This window comes from Streptomyces sp. NPDC031121, from assembly GCF_055570615.1.
Genome location: NZ_JBVIGV010000002.1, coordinates 360,335 through 378,880, shown reverse-complemented (window position 1 = coordinate 378,880; position 18,546 = coordinate 360,335). Strand labels below are relative to the sequence as shown.

Here is an 18,546-nt window from a genome sequence, read left to right as displayed (position 1 = left end):
GGGGTTGGCTGCACCCCTCCTTGGTCTCACGGGCTGTGCCGGGAAATCCTTAGAGTCGGCGGGCCGGGCGCCCGCGAGGTGCTGCGCGCCTCCCCCCGGCGAGCCGAATGCCCGGCATGTGGCGGCCACTGCCTGTTAAAGGCGGCGTAAGCTTTTCGCCCCCCGTGACGGACTTCATACTGAGAGCGCTCTCTGGCTCCGGTACGCTGCCACCGTTCGGCGACCGTAGGTAATGGTGCGCAAAGGTGACGGGTGGGGGACCCGGCCCTTTCCGTTCAATGAGGGGGATTCATTGTCTGGCCAGTCCGGCCCGTCGTGTGCGAGAAGAGCCATATTCGGCCGCGATGGCGAAATGCGTACCATCTTCGGGCGGGCCGCGGCGGCCTGCGCCGGCCGTTCGGGGATCGTGGTCCTCACCGGACCGGTCGGTATCGGAAAGAGCAGCCTCGTCCGGGCGTTCCTCGACGGCTCAGGTGACCCGGAGCGCGGCGCGACGGGCGGCGCACGGGGCATGATGTCCCTTCACGGAGTGTGCCGGCCGGACACCGCGACCGCTCCCTACGGCGGTGCCCGGTCCCTGCTGCACCCGCTCGGCCTGACCGGCGAGAGCGCCGCGCGCCACCCGCTGATGCGCGGAGCCGCACGCCGCGCCCTGCCCGCGCTGATCCCCGGGACGGACCGCCGCCCCTTCGCCTTCGACGCCGACTACCCGGTCTTCCAGGGGCTGTTCGGCATCGTCTCCCGCCTGGTCGCCCACCAGCCCCTCGCGCTCGTGCTCGACGACGCCCACCTGTGCGACGAACACACCCTGCGCTGGCTCGACTTCCTGCTGCGCCGCGCGGACGGGCTGCCCCTGCTGCTGGTCCTGGCCCGCAGCACCGAGACCGAGCCCGCCGACGGCACCCCGTGGTCGGGGTTCGCCGCCCACCCCTCGTGCACCACCGTGCCCCTGCGCCCGCTGAGCACGTCCGCCGTCGGCGAGATGGCACGCCACGCCTTCGCGCGCCCGGTCGCGCCCGCGTTCGCCGCCCGGGTCGCCGACGCCTGCGGCGGCAACCCGGGCCGGGCCTCCCGGCTCCTGGCGGAACTGCGGCGCGCGGGAGCCCTGCCCGACAGCGAAGGCGCCCGGCAGGCCGGCGAGCTCGGCGGCCGCCTGACCGCGCGTTCCCTCCGCGACCTCTTCGACCGAAAACCGGGCTGGGTGGAGGCCGTCGCCACGGCGGTGGCCGTGCTCGGCGACGACCTGCCCGACGTGATCGCCGCGCTGGCCGGCGTCTCCACCGTCCAGGCCGAGGACGCCCTCTCCGTGCTCCGGCAGGCCGAGGTACTGGCGCCCGGCCGCACCGGCCTCGCCAGCGGCGAGATACGCACCGCGGTCCTCGAACCACTCGCCGCCGGCCACCTCGCCCGGCTGCGCGCCCGTGCCGCCCTGCTGCTCAGCGACGCCGGCCGACCGGCCGAGGAAGTCGCGGGACACCTGCTGGCCATGCCCGGCGCCCCCCGGCCCTGGATGGCCTCGATGCTGCGCGACGCCGCCGTCGCGGCCGAGGACCGCGGCGCCCCCGGCACCGCCGCGCGCTACCTGCGCCGCGTGCTCGACGCCGCGCCCGAGGACGACACCCTGCGGCTCCGGCTGGCCGGCCTCCTGGCGCACACCGACCCGGACGCCGCCATCGCCCTGCTGGGGGACGCCCTCCACCGTGCCCCCGACCTGCGCGCCCGCGCCGCGGCCGCCGTGCAGTACACCACCACCTGCCTGGCCGCCGGCCGTGCCGTACCCGGTGACCGCGGCCCCGCGGAGGTCCTGGCCGAACTGCGCACCGCAACGGGTCTGCGGGACTCGGCCCTGGCCCTGGAATCGGCTCTGCTCCTCATGGGCTCCGCCGACCGCACCGGCACCGCGGTACCGCCCGAGCGCACCGACCGCACTCCCGAGCCGGTGCCCGCCCACAGCGGCGCCGTGACCGCCCTGGTCACCGCGCTCTACGACAACGCGCGCCAGGCGGCGCGCACCCACGCCCGCAAGGTGCTGGACGCTCCGGGACCGCGCGCCTCCTGGCCCGTGCTCGCCTCCTGCACCGTGCTCGCCCTGGCCGACGAGACCTCCGACGCGCTCGCCGCCCTGAACGACGCGGTGGCCCAGGCGCAGACCGAGGAACCGGACACGGGCTGGACCCGTGTCCTCGCCCACTCCGCCCGCGCCTTCGTCCTGTACGGCACCGGCGCACTCACCGAGGCGATGGACGACGCCCACGCGGCCCTCGCAGCGGCCGGCCGCACGGCAACGCACCCGGCCCTGCCCCGCCTGGTCCTCGCCGCGGCCCTCGGCGACCGCGGTGAAGCCGCCCGCGCCGAGGACCTGATCGCCGGGATCAACGCCCCGCTGTCCCCTGCCGGCCCCGTCATCGACCAGCAGCTCTACCTGATGGTCCGCGCCCGCGTCCGCCGCGCGCGCGGCGACCGCGAAGGGGCCCTGCGGCTGCTGCTCGCCGCCGGCCGGGCCCAGCGGGAAGCCGGCCTCGCCAACCCGGTGTTCGCTCCCTGGTGGGCGGAGGCGTGCCACACCCTCGCCGCCCTGCACCGCCCCCAGGAAGCCGCAGCCCACGCCGAATACGGCACCGAGCTGGCCGAGCGCTGGGGCACCGCGCACGCCCTGGGTACCGCCGCCCTGGCCCGCGGTGTCATCACCCCGGGCCGGGCCGGCACCGAACTGCTGGCGGAGGCCGCGGACACCCTGGCGGCCTCACCCGCCAGGACCGAACAGGCCCGGGCCGCCTTCGCACTCGGCCGCCGCCTGCTGGCCCACGGCGACCACGCCAAGGCCCGCCCGTTCCTGCGCTCCGCCGCCGACCTCGCCCACTCCTGCGGAGCGCTGTCCCGCGCACGCAGCGCCCGCCGGCTGCTCATCGCCGCGGGCGGACGCATGCCGGAGCTCACCGGAGCGCGCGAGGACCTCCTCACCGGAGCCGAACGCAAGGTCGTGGGCCTGGTCCTGGACGGGGCCAGCAACCGGGAGATCGCCCGGTCCCTGTGTGTCACCCTGCGCACGGTCGAGACCCACCTCACCAGCGTCTACCGCAAGCTGGGCGTCAGCTGCCGCGCGGACCTCGCCACCACCCTGCGCACACCCGCCGATGTCGCGGCCCGCACGCCGGCATGGAGCGGCTGAGCCCGGAGCCGGCCTCCGTGCCCGTACCGACCACGCTGTCCACCCGCCGCCGACCCCGGAACCCGATCAGATCCATGTCGCCCTCGGCACCGCCGTACCCCACTCGCCCGGACGCCCCGCCGGTCCCCGAACCGCAAGGCGCGGGTGGCCCGCTGACACACCACAGTCGAGAGCAGGACACTCTCGGCCTCCTGCTCGACGGTCTCGCCGCCGGACGGTCCGCCGTCGTCACCGTCACCGGACGCCCCGGCTACGGCCAGAACGCCCTCGCCCGCCGCACCGCCCGCATCGGCCGGTACCGCGGCCTGCGGGTGCTCAGCGCCCGGGCCGTCCCCTCCGAGTCCGTGCTGCGCCACGGCGTGGCAGCACAGCTGCTGACCCCCCTCGGCGCCGCCCCCGGCCGGCTCGCCCCGATACTCCGTGCCGCCCGGCAGCACCCCCTCCTGCTGGTCCTCGAGGACGCCCAGTGGACCGACCCCGAATCGCTGCACTGGCTCCACGCCCTGGTGCGGCGCTCCGCCACCGCCCCGCTGGCCGTCCTGGCCAGTGGCACCGACGCCGGCGCGCTCGGCCCCGACTGGCGGTGCCTGGCCGCCTCGGCGCCGGAACCGGCGAGCGCCCACCGACTGCTGTTGGGCCCCCCGTCCCACGCCGACACCGCCCTCACCGTGCGCACGGTGTGCGGAGCCGAGGGCGAAGCGGAGTTCACCGCCGCCGCCCGGCGGATCTCGGCGGCGACCCCTGCCGTACTCCACGCCGCTTTACGGCAGTTCACCCGCCACGGACACCTGCCGGTCACCGAGCGGATCCCCGAGCTCGAAGCCATCGGCCGTGCGGTGCTGGACGACCACATCGGCCGGGTCCTGCGGGGGCTGCCGGACGAGACCGTCGCCGTGCTGCGCGCCTTAGCCGTCGGCGGCGAGGTCCTCGGCTTCCCCGCGGTCTGCGCCCTCGCGGGACTCGGCCACCTGCGGGAAGCCCGGTTGCGCGCCGTCCTCGATGCCACGGGCTTCGTCCGTACCACCGACACCGACACCGACACCGACACCGACACCGACACCGGCTCCGGCATGCGCGTCAGCGCCGAGGCCGGCCTGCGGATCCTGGCCGGGATGGAACCGGCCGACCGAGCCGACCTGCACGCGGCCGCCGCCCGTCTCGCCCACCACGGCGGCGCCGCCGACCAGGAGGTCGCCGGCCTCCTGCTCCACGCGCGCCCCGTGGGCACCCCCTGGGCCGTCCCGGCCCTGCGCCGCAGCTGTGCGGCGGCCCAGCGGGCGGGCGACCACGCCCGGGCGGCGGCGTTCCTGGCCCGCGCCCTGCGCGAACCGCTCGACGAGCAGAGCCACGCCGGGCTCACCCTCGATCTTGCCGCCGCCGAACTCATCACCGCACCCGAGGCGGGCATCCGACGGCTAGGCGGCCTCACCCGCACCCGCGACGCCGCCCGGTCGGCCCTGCGCGTCCGCGCCCTGGACCTCGGACTCGCCGCGGGGGACACCGACGGAATGCGCCGCGCCGCGGCCGAAGCCCGACCGGCCGTCACCGCCGAAGAGCAGGAAGCCCTCGTCGCCCTGTTCTGGGCGGCCGACCCGGCCGACCGGGAATACGCCGAGCGCGTCGTCCCCGGAATGCCCGCACTGCCCGCCCGCCCGGCGTCCGCTCTCCAGGCCGGCCCCCGGGCCTGGCAGCTCGCCCTGGCCGGGGACGGCCTGACCGCGGCGCGCGAGCTCGCCCGAGCGGCCCTTGCCCGACCCGCACGGGGCGCCCTCGTCCTGCCCCGCCTCGCCGCCTGCAAGGCGCTGTGCCTGACCGGGGACCACGACGAGGCCGATGCCGGGCTGACCGCCCTGCTCGCCGGCCTACGGGCCGACGGCAGGCAGGTCGCCGCACCCCACGTCCTCGCCGCGCGGGCCGAACTCAACCTGCGCCGCGGCCGGCTCGCCGCAGCCGAACACGACATCGGCGCCGCCGAACGGGCGCTGCCCCACCCCGGCCGGCACCCCGCCGCGACGGCACAGCTGCGAGCTGTGCGGATCCTCGTCGACCTCGAACGCGGGGACACCGTACGGGCCGGGACGCTCGCCGCCGAACCGGTGCCGAACGCCGCCCGCCGCAGTCCGTACTGGCCGCACCTGCTCTTCGCGCAGGCCCTGGTGGCGGCCGCCGGCCAGGACGCCGTCGAGGCCGTGCACCTGCTGCGCGAATGCGGCCGCCTGCTCCTGCACCGGGCCCACCTCAATCCCGCACTACTGCCCTGGCGTTCGGTCGCGGCCCGGGTCCTGCGCGCGGCCGGACACGAAGCCGAGGCGCACCTGCTGGGCTCCGAGGAGCTGCGGCTGGCCCGCAGATGGGGTGCGGTCGGCCCGGTCGGATGGGCCGAGCTGAACGCCGGACCGGCCGCCGCCCACGAGGATCCGGCCCGGGCCCGCTACGCGGCCGACCTGCTCCGCCGGGGCCCGGCCGGTCCCGGCTACCAGCGGGCGCTCGCCGACCTCGCTGCCGCGGAACTCGCCACGGCAGGCAGCCGGCAGGCCGCCGCCGCGGCCGTCGCCGAACTCAAGGTGCTCACCGCCACCCACCCCGCGGGCCCGATGGCCCGCCGCGCCCGGCGGCTCGCCGCAGAGCTCGCGCCCCAGCGGAGCCCCGGCCCCGACCGGCCCCCTTCCTGGGCCGAGCTGACCCCGCCGGAGGCCCGTACGGCGACGCTCGCCGCCCACGGGCACAGCAACACCCAGATCTCCGGAATGCTGTCGCTGTCGCGGCGCGCCGTGGAGCTCCGGCTGAGCCGGGTCTACCGCAAGCTGCGGATCAGCAGCCGGGAAGAACTCCGCGCGCTCGTGCGCGACATGGAAGGAAACTGAGCCGATGCTGCTCGAACGGACATCCGAGACGGCGTTGGTGCAGGACGCCCTGCGCGCTGCGGCCGACGGGCGGTCCTCGCTCCTGCTGTTCGCCGGGCCCCTCGGCATCGGCAGATCCGCCTGGCTGCGGGAGCTCCCGGCACGCTTCACCGGCCACGACGTGTGCGTCATGCGGGCCAACGCGGCCGTCATGGAACAGGACTTCGCCTACGGCGTCGTACGCCAGCTCTTCGACAGCCTGGCCCTCGCCGCGGCGACGGCGGGGGCCGACGGCTTCCCGCCCTTCGGGGACACCTTCTCCGAAGACCTCCTGCCGGCCGCCGCGGACGACCCGGCGGCCCCCCTCGACGCGGTCCTGCCGGACCTGCGCGAGATGCTCGCCCGGCTCGGGCGCGAACGCCCCCTGCTGATCCTCGTCGACGACCTCCAGTGGGCCGACACCTGGTCGCTGCGCTGCCTGGCCTACCTCGCGGGCCGCCCGCAGGGGTTGCGCGCCGTTCTCATCTGCACCCTGCGCGACGGTGACCCGCGCGCCCGGCACCCGCTGGTGTGCGAGGTGACCGATGCCGCCACACAAGTGATGCGGCCGGCCCCGCTCTCGCCCGCCGCGACCGGACAGCTGATCCGGGAGCGGTTCGGCGAGAGCGGCGAGGACGAGTTCGTCCTGGCCTGCCACCGGGCGTCGGGCGGCAACCCGATGTTCCTGATCCACGTCCTGGCGGCCCTGGCCGACACCGGGCTGCGGCCGTCCGCCGCGCACGCCGGCACCGCCGGCACGCTGCGGCCCGGGCCCCTGCGGGAACGGCTCGCCGGATGCCTGAGCACCCAGACCCGACCGGTCCGCGACCTGGCCGCCGCGATCGCGGTCCTCGGCGAGCAGGACACCCCCGGGCTGGCCGCGCGCCTGGCCCGCCTGGACGCCATCGGGGAGTCCGACGCCCTGCGCGTCCTGCACCGGCTCGGACTGCTCAGGGCCGAGGGCGTTCGGGCGTTCGTTCACCCGGTCGTCCGGGACGCGGCCGAGGCGTCCATGGCCATGGACGAGCGCGGCAGTTGGCACGAGCGGGCGGCCGCCCTGCTGCACGAGGCCGGGCACTCCTGCGAAGAGGTCGCGGCCCAGCTGATGGCGGCCGCCACCCCCGGCAACAGCTGGTCCGCGGCCGTCCTGCGCACCGCCGCGGAAGCGGCCCTGCGCCGCGGCGCCCCCCAGGAGGCGGCCCGGTTCCTGCGCCGTGCCCTGATCGGCAGCCCCGAACAGGGCGAGGAGCGGGCGCGCCTGCTGATCGACCTCGCGGCGGCGGAGAGCGCCTACGACAGCGCCGCCTGCGAACGCCACACCGCCCAGGCCATCGCCCTGCTGGACGCGCCGCACGACCGGGCCGCGGCCGCGCTGCGCCTCTCGCCGGGCTTCCTCACCCCCGTCAGCCCCTCCGCCGCGGACATCCTCCGGCAGGCCGCCGCCGACCTCGGATCCCCGGAACGGCTGACCGGATCGGCGCGCGACCTGGCCCTGCGGCTGGAGGCCCGGGTGAGCCACGGCGCCCGCCAGGACCCCGCCGAACTCGCCCGGGCCGTACGCCGGCTGCGGGAGCGGCCCGAGGATCCGGCCGTCTTCTCCGGCGCCGAACGTGAACTGCTCGCCGTACTCCTGCACGCGGCCGCGCTCAGCGGCCGGCTGCCTGCGGACGAGGTGGCCCGGCAGGCCGGGCGGATCCTCGCGAGCGTACCGGCCGGCGGACCGGGATCGCCGATCGTCCTGCCGCTGCTGGCACCGGTGTTCACCGGTGCCGACGACGTGGACGCCCTCGCCGGCTGGCTGGCCGACCGAGTGCGGCACCGCGGCCGGACCGGCGGCGGGCCGGAGCCCCTCGTCCAGGTCGAGGAGGCGATGGTCCTCCTGGCCCGAGGCCGGCTCGCACACGCCCGCGAGCATGCCGAGCGTGCCTTCGAGAGGGAGGGGGACGGCTGTCCGGACGACGCCGCGATGGCCGCCACCGTGCTGGCCGCCATCGCCCTGGAGGCCGGCGACCCGGTGCTCGGCGAGCGCGTGAGGGCCGGAACCCGGGGGCTGTTGGCGGCAGGGAACCTCGCCTGCACCACCATGCTGCGGCTGACGGAGGCACAGGCAGAGGCCCGGCGCGGCGACCTGGACCGGGCCCTGGACACCGTACTCGCCTGCGGTCGCCGACTGGAGGCGTCCGGATGGCGCAATCCCGTCCTCTTCCCCTGGCGGCCCTGGGCGATCCGCCTGCTGCACCGCAGCGGTGACCCGGAGTCGGCCCGGGCGCTTGCCGAGGAGGAGTACGCGCAGGCCAGGATCTGGGGAGCGCCGGTCGCGATCGGGCGGGCGCAGCGGCTGCGCGGTCGCCTCCGCGGAGGCAGCGAGGGCACGGCCCTGCTGCGCGACGCGGTGGACGTCCTGCGCGGCTCGGCCAACGGGCTCGAACTGGCCCGGGCGCTGCGCACGCTGGCCCGCGCGGTACGCGAGGGCGCCGAGGCGCGGGAGCTGCAGCGCGAGTCGGCGGCCCTCGCCCTCGCCTGCGGCGTGCCCTGGAAGGCCGAGCGGGACGTGCCGCGCCCGCCCGGGCCGGCCGGGCCCCCGCCCGAACCGGCCCTGACCCCCACCGAATCGCGTGTCGCGGCCCTCGCCGTCAGCGGCCTCACCAACCAGGAGATCGCGGCGGAACTCGGTGTCGGCTCACGGGTGGTGGAAAAACATCTGACGAATTCCTATCGAAAACTGGGGATATCGGGACGGGCGCAACTCGCGGAACTTCTGGGCGGTGCGCGAAAGGGGGCGGCGGGCTCCTGAGGCCATCCGCCACTTCGGTCGAGGGCGGATGGTTCGGTGTCTCGGCGGATGGCTTCGGTGGTCCGCCCCGCTCCGTCCGCCAAGGCCCCATCAGACCCCGTCCACCAGCTTGACCTGCGAGGAAGACCGACCGCACCGTACCGAACCACCGAAGCGGAAGAGCCTGACCGAACCTCTGGATCCGATGACCACGGTATTCGCCTCAAGCGTCGCTCGAGCGTTGACCGGCGCGAAGCCGACTACCTAGTGTTCACGGCGGAGTCCAGTCCGGATAAGGCGCTTTCATGCAGGCGCCGGCTGGTCTCACGGGGGCTCGCAGCAGCCGTTCGCACCACCTCACGCCATGAAAGGACAGAGAATTCCATGGCGACTTCCGTGTCCGCGCCGGCGGACTTGACGCAGACCGTTTCCCGGAATCCCGCGACCCATCCGACGAGTTCCCTCGAGCAGCACCCGCTGTTCGGCCGGCCGGGTCTCACCATGGCCTGCCTCGACCGCAGCCTGACCGTGCAGCAGGCGAACCAGGAGTTCTTCGGACGCTTCGGCGGGGACGCGGCGCAGCCCTGCGGCAGACCGTTCGCCGACCTGGTGCACCCCAGCGTCAAGCAGCCGCTGCTGCGCCAGTTCGCCGGGCTCACCGAGGGCAAGCGGGACCGCTTCACCAGTGAGGTGCTCGCCGTCGGGCCCGACGGACGGGCCTTCACGGCCTCCCTCTCGGCCTGCGCCGTGCGCAGCAGCACCCCCGACGTGTCGGCGATCTGGGTGATGATGGCCTCCGGCGACGAGCCGGTGGACGGCGAGGTCATGCCCAGCCGGAAGAAGATCCTGAGCGAGATCGACGCCCGGATACTCGAAGGCATAGCCTCCGGAGTCTCGACCGTTCCGCTCGCCGCGAGGCTCTACCTGAGCCGGCAGGGCGTCGAGTACCACGTGACCTGTCTGTTCCGGAAGCTACGCGTTCCCAACCGGGCGGCGCTGGTCTCGCGGGCCTACTCGATGGGCGTGCTCAAGGTCGGTGTGTGGCCGCCGAAGGTCGTCGAGGACTTCGTCAAGTAAGCGGCACCCGGGCGGGCCGGGGCACGGCCGGAAGGTCCGGGCCGGAAGCCCCGGCCGCCGCGCCCTCGGCCGGAACCACGAGGGCCGACACCAGGAGGCCGCCGCTGACCAGCCACCGCCCGCTCAGCCGGTCGAGCGGCCGGCCGGAGCGCCGCAACGGCGAGGGCACCAGGACCTGTGCGCAGAACGAGCCCGCCGACAGGTCGATCGTGATCCGCGCGTCCTCGAACTCCAGCCGGCGGCGTGTCGCCGGGTACCAGGCCTTGTAGACGGTCTCCTTCAGGCTGAACAGCAGCCGGTCCCAGTGGATGCCGGGGGAGGCGATCCCCAGCTCGCGCGCCATTGCCAGTTCCTCGGACAGCGCGATGCTCTCCAACACTCCCGCCGGGAGGGGCGCATGGGGCTCGGCGTCCACGCTGAGCATGCACACGTCCGTGCTGCGCGCCACGGCGGCCGCCCGGTATCCGGCGCAGTGCGTGATGCTCCCGACCACGCCCTCCGGCCAGAGCGGGGCGTGGTGCGGGCCGGACAGCAACGGCGCCTCCGGGACGCGCAATCCGGCGAGCGCCTGCCTGGCGCACCACCGCCCGGTGGCGAACTCCCGCCGGCGGGCGCCGACCGCATGCCGGACGACCAGGGCCTCCAGGGGGTGCAGGGAGGCCTGAGGGTGATCACCGAAGACGTCCACGCCCACCACAGACCTCGGGAGGATGCGCTCGATCACACGGAGTCCGTCTCCGGACGGGTGGCCGTCGGAGCGGCCAGCCGGGACCACACGGCGACCAGATGGGTCGCCCACTGCAGGCCGTCCGCCGTCGGCTCGGGGTCCGGTGCGGGCTGCGGCCCGGGCCCCGCCGGCGGACACGGCACGGGCCCGGCCGCAGTCGCCGACGCCAGGACGGAGTTCAGCGAGTGCAGATCGCACACCCAGTCCAGCAGCCCGTGCCCGCCCGTTTCCCCGACCGACACCATGACACCACCCCTCACCCCGTCACCAGGGTTTCGAGGCTACGGACGACGGGCTAGTGAAACTCGTAGGGACGGGCCGGACGGCCCTACAGCCGTTCCGGCTGCACGCCCGCGTACGCCTCCCGCAAGGCGGTGACCACCGGGTCCTCGGTGCGGAAGACGATGTCGTCCACCGACGCCACCGACCGCACACCGACGGCCGTGTTCGTGGCGAACGCGGCCCGCATCGACCGCAGCAGGCCGTCCGTCACCGGAGCGGTGACGTGCCCGCCGTGCACCGACCGCAGCAGACGCATGGTGACCCCCGGCAGGACGTCGGCCTCCGGCCACACCACGGTCCCGGCCGCGTCCACGAAGCCGATGTTCCACGTGCAGCCTTCGGAAACCAGCCCGTCCGCGCCGGCGAACAGCACGTCGTCGAACCCGGCGAGCCGGGCCGCACGCCGCAGTCGCAGCTGCCCGAAGAGCGCCACGTGCTTCACCGCCGGCGCGTCACGGTGATAGGTGACCCGCTGTACCCGCAGCGGTCCGGCCGTGCCGCCCGCGGGCCGCGTGGTCACCAGCACGCCCGGCCGGACCTCCCGGTCCGGGGCCGCCAGGTCCAGCGCCGGAGCGAACACCGTGACGCGCACGGTGTGCCTTCCGGCCCGCCCGCCCACGTCCCGGCGTACGCACTCCCGCACCCACTCGGGATCCAGCTCCGCCCCGAACACCGCCCGGCAGTCGTCGACGAGCCGGTCGAGGTGGAGGGCGAGCCCCCGCACCCCGCCGTCCTCCACGACCATGGTGGTGAAGTGCCCGTAGTTGGTGAGCGCCAGGGCCTGCATGTCGGCGAGGCCGGCGGGGAATCCGTTGAAGGTAGCCACCCCCGCAGTCTGCCCCGGCCGGCCTGGTGATTCGCCCACGCCCGGACCGCGCAGCGCCCCTGAGCCGCGCCGATGGCGCCAGGGACGCTGCCGGGGCAGGGATGGGCCGTCCCCGTGCGTTCGCGCGGTTAGGCTCGCCTTGACGACACGGTGTTCCCGCTGTGTTCCCACGCCGTCCCGGGAATCAGCCGCGACTCCGCCATCCACGCACGTCGGAGGCCCACAGGATGACAACCGTAGAGCTCACCAAGGAGAACTTCGACCGTACGGTCAGCGACAACCCGTTCGTGCTCATCGACTTCTGGGCCGGCTGGTGCCGGCCGTGCCTGCAGTTCGCCCCGGTGTACGAGAAGGCCGCCGAGGCCAACCCCGACATCGTCTTCGGCAAGGTCGACACCGAGGCGCAGCAGGAGCTCGCCGCGGCCTTCGGGATCACCTCCATCCCCACCCTGATGATCGTCCGGGACCAGGTGGCGGTGTTCGCGCAGCCCGGCGCCCTGCCGGAGGCCGCCCTCACCGACCTCATCACGCAGGCCCGCGCCCTCGACATGGACGAGGTCCGCGCGAAGATCGCCGCCGCGGGCGAGGAGCGTGGCTAAGGTGGCGGGGACGCAGGGCCCGGCGGGGGCCCGAGCCCCGGGCTGACCCTCCTCGTCCCGCCGTGCTCCCCGGATCCCCTGGAGGCGCGTGTGACGCAAGCGGTGGAGTACGACGTCGTGGTCCTGGGCGGCGGCCCGGCCGGCGAGAACGTCGTCGACCGGACCCGCGCCGCCGGGCTGAGCACGGCCCTGGTCGAAGCGGAACTCGTCGGCGGCGAATGCTCGTACTGGGCGTGCATCCCCAGCAAGGCCCTGCTGCGCCCGGCGCTGGCCAGGGCCGACGCGCGGCGGGTGCCGGGCCTCGCGGGCGCCGTCGGCGGCCCGCTCGACGTGCGGGCCGTCTTCGAACACCGCGACCACTGGACCGGCGGCTGGAAGGACGGCGGCCAGCACGACTGGCTGGCCTCCATCGGCGCGCACCTCCACCGCGGCCACGGCCGGCTCGCCGGGGAGCGCCGGGTCGCCGTCGAGGGGCCCGAGGGAGAGCACCTCCTCCTCGCCGCCCGGCACGCGGTGGTCGTCGCCACCGGCTCGCGCGCCGTCGTGCCCCCGCTGCCCGGGATCGCGGGAGCCCGGCCGTGGACCAGCCGCGAGGCGACGTCCGCGCACCGCGTTCCGCCGCGGCTGCTCGTCGTGGGCGGCTCCGTCGTCGCCGCCGAGATGGCCACCGCCTGGCAGGCGCTGGGCTCGCAGGTCACGGTGCTGGCGCGGGGCGAGCGGCTGCTGCCGCGCATGGAGCCCTTCGCCGGCGAACTGGTCGCCGCTGCGCTGCGGGAGGCCGGCGCGGTCGTCCGTACGGGGGTGTCCGTCGAAGCGGTCGTGCGGGAGGACGCGGACGGGCCCGTACGGGTGGTGCTGGAGGGGGGCGAGATCCTGGAGGGGGACGAGCTGCTGATGGCGACCGGGCGGGCGCCGCGGACCGAGGACATCGGGCTGGAGACCGTCGGCCTGGAGCCGGGGGACTGGATCGCCGTGGACGACGGCCTGCGCGTGCCGGGGCACGACTGGCTGTACGCGGTCGGCGACGTCAACCACCGGGCGCTCCTCACCCACCAGGGCAAGTACCAGGCGAGGATCGCGGGCGCCGCGATCGCGGCGCGCGCCGCCGGGCCGGGCGGGGACGCCGCTGCCGAGCCGTGGAGCGCGTACGCGGCGACCGCCGACACCCGGGCCCTGCCGCAGGCGGTCTTCACCGACCCGGAGGCCGCGGCGGTGGGCCTGACGCTGGCGGCGGCCGAGCGGGCCGGGTACCGGGCCCGGGCCGTTGACCACGACCTGGGCGCCGTCTCCGGCGCCGGCCTGTACGCGGACGGGTACCGGGGGCGGGCGCGCATGGTGGTCGACCTGGACCGGGAGGTGCTGCTCGGGGCGACGTTCGTCGGGCCGGGCGCCGCCGAGCTGGTGCACGCGGCGACGATCGCGGTCGCCGGGGAGGTCCCGATCGCCCGTCTGTGGCACGCCGTCCCCGCTTTCCCGACGATCAGCGAGGTGTGGCTGCGGCTGCTGGAGGCGTACCGGGGTCCGGGCGCCTGACCGCCGCGCCGCCGACCCGGAGCGGCGACGCCGGGGGGGGGGGGGGGGGGGGGGGGGGGGGGGGGGGGGGGGGGGGGGGGGGGGGGGGGGGGGGAGGGGGGGGGGGGGGGGGGGGGGTGGGGGGGGCTCGAGGGGCCCGAGACCCACCCCCCCCAACAACAAAAACAGGACCTCTCCCCTACCCGCTGGGGCTGGGGTCCTCCCCCCCCCCCCCCCCCCGGGCCTGCGGCGTGCCGGGACCGGACCCGGGCCCGGCCGGTGCCTTCAGGGGCCGACGGTGATCTGCTGCGCCGGATCGGTGGTGTCGGTGACCTTGTACACGGCGCTGAACGTGGACGTGGTCGCGCTCGTCGGGCAGCCGAACCCGCCGGTGACGCTCACGGGGACGGTGGCGTTGGTGAACGTCAGGCTGGGCGGGGCGCCGTTGGTCCAGGTGCCGGCGACGTTCGCCGGAGCGGAGGGGGCGGTGGTGACGGTGCAGGTGGCGAGGCCCGTCGTCTGCACGACCAGGCCGCCCGCCGGCACCGTCATGACGGCCGTGATCGGCGAGCCGTGCTGCATGGAGACGGACCAGGCGCCGCTGGTCGTGACCGTCGGGGTGACGCCGGGGATGCTCGAGGTGCACGAGCTGTACGTGGGCGGGGTGATCGGCGAGGAGACCGGCCCGGCGGGGTTGTGGTTGCCGGGGGCGGCGGGGACGGTGCCGGTGGAGACGGAGACCGAGCAGGTGACGGTCACCGACCCGGCTTTCAGGGTGGCCTTGCCGCTCAGGGCGGCCCTGAAGGCGTGCCCCGCCGGGGTGACGGTGGTCGACCCGGCGGCCGGCCGGGGCGAGGGGGCGGCTGCGGTGGAGGCGGTGGAGGCGGTGGCGGTGGCGGAGGCCGCCGCCAGGACGCCGGCTGCCGCCAGCCCGAGGGCGGCCGCGGTGCGCGTACGGCTCATGGCTGTGCTCCTTGGGGATCGGGGTGCCGTGTGGAGCGGGAGGGAGCGGTGTCGTGCGGTGGTGCGGGCGTGGCGTCCGTGGGGGAGGGACGCGGCGGAGCGGACGGGGCGGCGTGCGGCTGCCAGGCGAACATCAGCCCGCCGCCGAGGATCCCGAGCAGGGTGCCGATCAGGAACCCGCCGAGGTTGGACAGCACCAGCGCGGCCGTCGCCACGAGCGTGGTCAGGACCCCTGCCAGGCCGCGCTGCGCGGGCGCGAACCAGGCGGTGAGGCCGAGCACGACCATGACGGCGCCCATGAGGACGGACGGGATGCCCGCGACGCCCTGGTGGAGCATGACCTTCAGCGGTGCCAGCGGCAGGGCGCAGATCTCGGCCCCCGCGAGGACGGCCAGGAGCCCTCCCCAGAAGGGCCTGCTGCGCCGCCACCGCCGCCAGCGCTTCAGAAGCATTCCTTCTTGCCCTTGCTGATGTTCATGCTGAGGCCGGAGAGCTTGAAGGTGCCGGCGTTGGTGGCCCAGGCGGTCTGCTGGAGATCGGTGATGCGGACGGTGTCCGCCTGCTGGGCGAACATGTCCTGCATGCCGACGGCCTCGGCGGGACCCTTGTCGAGGGTGGAGGCGTCGCGTCCGATCTCGATGTTGGTGAAGACGGCGTTGCCGGAGAGCTGGGTGGCGTCGACGAAGAGGTTCGAGGCCTCGACGGGCGTCTTCTTGCCGGCGGTGAGGTTCAGCGAGATGTCGCCCACCACGGGGAGCGTGGTGACCACCGACTGGCAGAGGTTGTTGAGCCTGGCCTCCCTGATGGCGGTGACCGCCACGGGGATCAGCTCCTGGCGGGCGTTGGTGTCGATGCCGCCGTACTGGGCGAAGCCCTCGCCCTCCAGGCTGGTGGCGGAGACCTTGAACTGCTGCCCCGAGACGGCGAAGGAGGCGGCGAGCGCGCCCTGGGCGAGGGCGATGCCGAGGCCCGCGGTGACGGCGACGGCGGGGATGGTGAGGACGGCGAAGCGGCGCCAGCGGACGGAGCCGGTGCCCGGTTCCGGCCCGTCAGCGGCGTCTCTGCCGGGCGGCTCGGCTGCGTCCGGTAAGTGCGGGGAGTCCGTCATGAGATCGTCCCTTGTCTTCGGTTGTGCACCGTTGTTACCGACGAGTTGAATGTAAGAGTGCCAATGGGGGTTGGCAAGGTTGCTCGAGCGTACCTTTCCGGCCGAGTCCTACTCGTCGGTCCCGCCCCGGCTACCGCTCCCGCCCCAGGAGTTCCGCGACCTCGGCCTCCATCCGCAGGGCCATCGCCCGGGCGAACTCCGCGGCCACGACCTCGCCCGCGACCGGGCGCAGATCCGCGGCCGCGCCGGCGATGTGATCCAGTTGGCCGGCCGAAAGGCGCAGGCCGTCCGGGCCGATCACGTGCCGGCGGAACAGCCCGACGAACCGGTCGGCGAGCGCGGCCGCCTGCGCCTGCAGGAGGTCTGCCGCGTCCAGGATCTCCGCCAGCGGAACCCCCTGGCGCACCAGCGCGAGCGTCGCCTCCAGCAGCCGGCGGCTGCGGTGCGTGACCAGGTCGCCGTCGATGCTCACATAGCCCAGCCGGGCCGCCCGCCGCGTGTCCTCCGCGGTCGCCGCCGGGCCGAACAGCTCGACCAGTTCGGCCGTGCTCATGGTGACCGGCTCCTCCTGCACCCAGTCCCGGACCATCGCCCGCTCCAGGCCCAGGAGTTGGGTCAGCCCGCCGCCGTCCTCCCAGGCCCGCAGCAGCTCCCCGATGCCGTTGACCGTGTAGCCGCGGCCCAGCAGGTCGCTGATCAGCCGCAGCCGCACCAGGTGGTCCTCCGAGTACCAGCCGATACGGCCCTCACGGCGCGGCGGCGGCAGCAGGCCGCGCTCCTGGTAGTAGCGCAGGTTGCGCTCCTTCACGCCGGCAGCCCGCGCCAGGTCCTCCCGGCGGTAGCGCCCGCACGCGGACCCGTCCCCCGGGCGCGCCGCACCGCCCGTACCGCCGCCGGGCGCGCCGCCCCCGGTCGTGCCGTCCCCGTCCGCTTCGTCCCGCACCAGGCTGCTCACGCGCCGAGTGTAGGACGTACCGGCAGGTCACATGGGGCGCGGACGCTTCTCCCGCTTCACGGCCCGCAGCACCACGAACCGCGGTTCGCTCGCGACGACTTCGCTGTTGCCGAAGAGGCGGCGCAGGTGCGTGTGGTAGCCGAGGTGCCGGTTGGCGACGATCCACAGCTCGCCGCCCGGGCGCAGCGCACGCCGCGACTGCGCGAACATCCGCAGCGCGGTCGCGTCCGTCGTCGCCTGGTGCGAGTGGAACGGCGGATTGCTGAGGACGAGGTCCGCGGAGGCGGCAGGCAGCATCGCGAGCCCGTCCCCGACGAGGAACTCCGCCCGGCCCCGCCGGGAGCCGCTGCGCACGTTGGCCTCGTACGTGGCCCGGGCCGAGGCGACCGCCTGGTACGACTCGTCCGCGAAGACGACCTCGGCGTCCGGGTCGGCGACCGCGACGGCCGTGCCGACGATGCCGTTGCCGCAGCCCAGGTCGACGACGCGGGCGCCGTCGGTGTTGGTGGGGATGCTCTGCAGGAAGAAGCGGGTGCCGACGTCGAGGCGGTCCGCGCAGAAGATCCCCGCGTGGTTGACGGCGGTCAGGCCGGCGCCCGAGCCGGCGTCCCGGTCCAGCGTGTACGCCAGCGGCCACGCCGAGCCGTCACCGGGCGCCGCCTGGGCAGCGGCCGCCGGGTCCGGCGTACAGAAGATCAGCCGCGCCTTCTTCTCCGCAAGGGAGGTGCGCGTCGGCCCGAGGATCCGTTCGAAGAGGTTCAGGGTGGAGGTGTGGATCTCCTTGACCATGCCGGCTCCGACGACGACGGTGCCCGCGTGGACGTGCGGCGCGAGCCGCTGCAACTGGTCCTCCAGCAGCGCCAGGCTCTTCGGCACCCGCACCAGCAGTACGTCGATCCGCTCCGGCGGGGCGTCCTGCGTCGTCAGCAGCGTCACCGCGCCCTCGGGCACGCCGGCCCGCCGCAGGTTGGCCTCGGTGGCCGCCCGGGTCAGGTAGGAGTCGGTGATCTGCACCGGCCGGTGCGCGGCCAGGGCCGTCGCCAGCGCACCCCACCGGTCCCCGAAGACGGTGATCCGCCCGGCGGCGGCGGACAGGTCCACCGGGCCCCGCTCGCCGGTACCGGCGTGCAGGTGGCGCAGCAGGTACTCGTCGGCGGCGTCCCAGGCGCGGAGCCGGTCGCGCGGGTCCTCGGGGAAGCGGGTGAGCTCGTGGGAGCCGAAAGGCGTGGTCAGGCGGTTCATCGTGCCCCCAGGCTATCCGAGCGCGCCGCCCCGCCCCGCACCGGCGAGCCGGGACGGCGGCCGGCTACTCCGGGAACTCGCCGGCCATCGCCGCGGCCAGCCGCAGGTGGGGCGCCGCCTCGGCGGAGCGGCCCTGCCGCTCCAGGGTCCGGCCGAGCAGCAGCCGGGCGTAGTCCTCCACCGGCCAGCGCTCCAGGATCGCGCGCAGCTCCTCCTCGGCGCGGCCCAGGCGCGCGGAGTGGTAGCAGGCGCGCGCCAGCAGCAGCCTCGGCGCGAGCTGCTCGGACGCCTCGACGGCCAGCCCCTCCAGGATCTCCACGGCCGGCCCGTACTCCTTCGCGTCGAAGAAGAGCCGGGCGCGCGCCCAGCGCTCGGCCGCCGTCCCGTGCTCGAAGTACGTGCTGCGCGCGTCCATCGCGTCCCTTCCGCTG

General features: G+C 75.4%; 15 protein-coding genes. 6 read left to right on the top strand and 9 right to left on the bottom strand.

What is annotated here, in order from left to right:
- The first annotated feature begins 232 nt into the window (after nt 1–232).
- The 4 genes from ACZ462_RS05090 to ACZ462_RS05075 all read left to right on the top strand — a co-directional run bounded on the left by ACZ462_RS05090 (nt 233) and on the right by ACZ462_RS05075 (nt 9,901).
- On the top strand, nt 233–3,169 hold the full coding sequence (locus ACZ462_RS05090; RefSeq protein ID WP_467802820.1) for a helix-turn-helix transcriptional regulator: 2,937 nt from the start codon (nt 233–235) through the stop codon (nt 3,167–3,169).
- Nucleotides 3,170–3,243: 74 nt separating this feature from the next.
- Entirely contained in the window at nt 3,244–6,033 is a 2,790-nt protein-coding gene (locus ACZ462_RS05085; RefSeq protein WP_467802822.1) for an ATP-binding protein, read from the top strand.
- Between the two features lie 4 nt (nt 6,034–6,037).
- Nucleotides 6,038–8,845, top strand: coding sequence for an ATP-binding protein (locus ACZ462_RS05080; protein ID WP_467802824.1), 2,808 nt, complete (start codon nt 6,038–6,040; stop codon nt 8,843–8,845).
- 363 nt (nt 8,846–9,208) lie between these two features.
- On the top strand, nt 9,209–9,901 hold the full coding sequence (locus ACZ462_RS05075) for a LuxR C-terminal-related transcriptional regulator (protein ID WP_467802825.1): 693 nt from the start codon (nt 9,209–9,211) through the stop codon (nt 9,899–9,901).
- Here the strand turns inward: ACZ462_RS05075 and ACZ462_RS05070 are convergent.
- The 3 genes from ACZ462_RS05070 to ACZ462_RS05060 all read right to left on the bottom strand — a co-directional run bounded on the left by ACZ462_RS05070 (nt 9,894) and on the right by ACZ462_RS05060 (nt 11,736).
- A complete protein-coding gene (locus ACZ462_RS05070) occupies nt 9,894–10,625 on the bottom strand; it encodes a 4'-phosphopantetheinyl transferase family protein (RefSeq protein WP_467802826.1) in 732 nt (243 codons plus the stop codon). The two genes, ACZ462_RS05075 and ACZ462_RS05070, sit on opposite strands and share 8 nt — an antisense overlap.
- The gene (locus ACZ462_RS05065; RefSeq protein ID WP_467802827.1) at nt 10,622–10,873 is read right to left on the bottom strand and encodes a hypothetical protein; all 252 of its coding nucleotides are present in this window, start codon (nt 10,871–10,873) and stop codon (nt 10,622–10,624) included. Before ACZ462_RS05065 ends, ACZ462_RS05070 begins: the two co-directional genes overlap by 4 nt.
- Nucleotides 10,874–10,956: 83 nt before the next feature.
- Nucleotides 10,957–11,736: an aminotransferase class IV gene (locus tag ACZ462_RS05060; RefSeq protein ID WP_467802828.1), complete on the bottom strand. Its 780-nt coding sequence runs from the start codon at nt 11,734–11,736 to the stop codon at nt 10,957–10,959.
- A gap of 227 nt (nt 11,737–11,963) precedes the next feature.
- On the opposite strand from ACZ462_RS05060, the gene ACZ462_RS05055 reads away from it, so the two are divergent.
- Together ACZ462_RS05055 and ACZ462_RS05050 are read left to right on the top strand one after the other, a co-directional pair.
- Nucleotides 11,964–12,335: a thioredoxin family protein gene (locus ACZ462_RS05055; RefSeq protein WP_467802830.1), complete on the top strand. Its 372-nt coding sequence runs from the start codon at nt 11,964–11,966 to the stop codon at nt 12,333–12,335.
- Between the two features lie 90 nt (nt 12,336–12,425).
- On the top strand, nt 12,426–13,868 hold the full coding sequence (locus tag ACZ462_RS05050; protein ID WP_467802831.1) for a dihydrolipoyl dehydrogenase family protein: 1,443 nt from the start codon (nt 12,426–12,428) through the stop codon (nt 13,866–13,868).
- A gap of 264 nt (nt 13,869–14,132) precedes the next feature.
- Here ACZ462_RS05050 and ACZ462_RS05045 read toward each other — a convergent pair whose 3' ends face one another.
- The 6 genes from ACZ462_RS05045 to ACZ462_RS05020 all read right to left on the bottom strand — a co-directional run bounded on the left by ACZ462_RS05045 (nt 14,133) and on the right by ACZ462_RS05020 (nt 18,530).
- Nucleotides 14,133–14,810, bottom strand: a complete 678-nt coding sequence (locus ACZ462_RS05045; RefSeq protein WP_467802832.1) for a hypothetical protein — start codon at nt 14,808–14,810, stop codon at nt 14,133–14,135.
- Nucleotides 14,807–15,262, bottom strand: coding sequence for a DUF6114 domain-containing protein (locus ACZ462_RS05040; protein WP_467802834.1), 456 nt, complete (start codon nt 15,260–15,262; stop codon nt 14,807–14,809). Before ACZ462_RS05040 ends, ACZ462_RS05045 begins: the two co-directional genes overlap by 4 nt.
- Entirely contained in the window at nt 15,253–15,918 is a 666-nt protein-coding gene (locus ACZ462_RS05035; RefSeq protein WP_467802836.1) for a DUF6230 family protein, read from the bottom strand. Before ACZ462_RS05035 ends, ACZ462_RS05040 begins: the two co-directional genes overlap by 10 nt.
- A gap of 130 nt (nt 15,919–16,048) precedes the next feature.
- Entirely contained in the window at nt 16,049–16,873 is an 825-nt protein-coding gene (locus ACZ462_RS05030) for a MerR family transcriptional regulator (protein ID WP_467802838.1), read from the bottom strand.
- 27 nt (nt 16,874–16,900) lie between these two features.
- The gene (locus ACZ462_RS05025; protein WP_467802904.1) at nt 16,901–18,106 is read right to left on the bottom strand and encodes a methyltransferase; all 1,206 of its coding nucleotides are present in this window, start codon (nt 18,104–18,106) and stop codon (nt 16,901–16,903) included.
- Nucleotides 18,107–18,179: 73 nt separating this feature from the next.
- Nucleotides 18,180–18,530 (bottom strand): tetratricopeptide repeat protein, encoded by a 351-nt coding sequence (locus ACZ462_RS05020; protein WP_467802839.1) that lies wholly within the window; start codon nt 18,528–18,530, stop codon nt 18,180–18,182.
- Between the last annotated feature and the right edge of the window lie 16 nt (nt 18,531–18,546).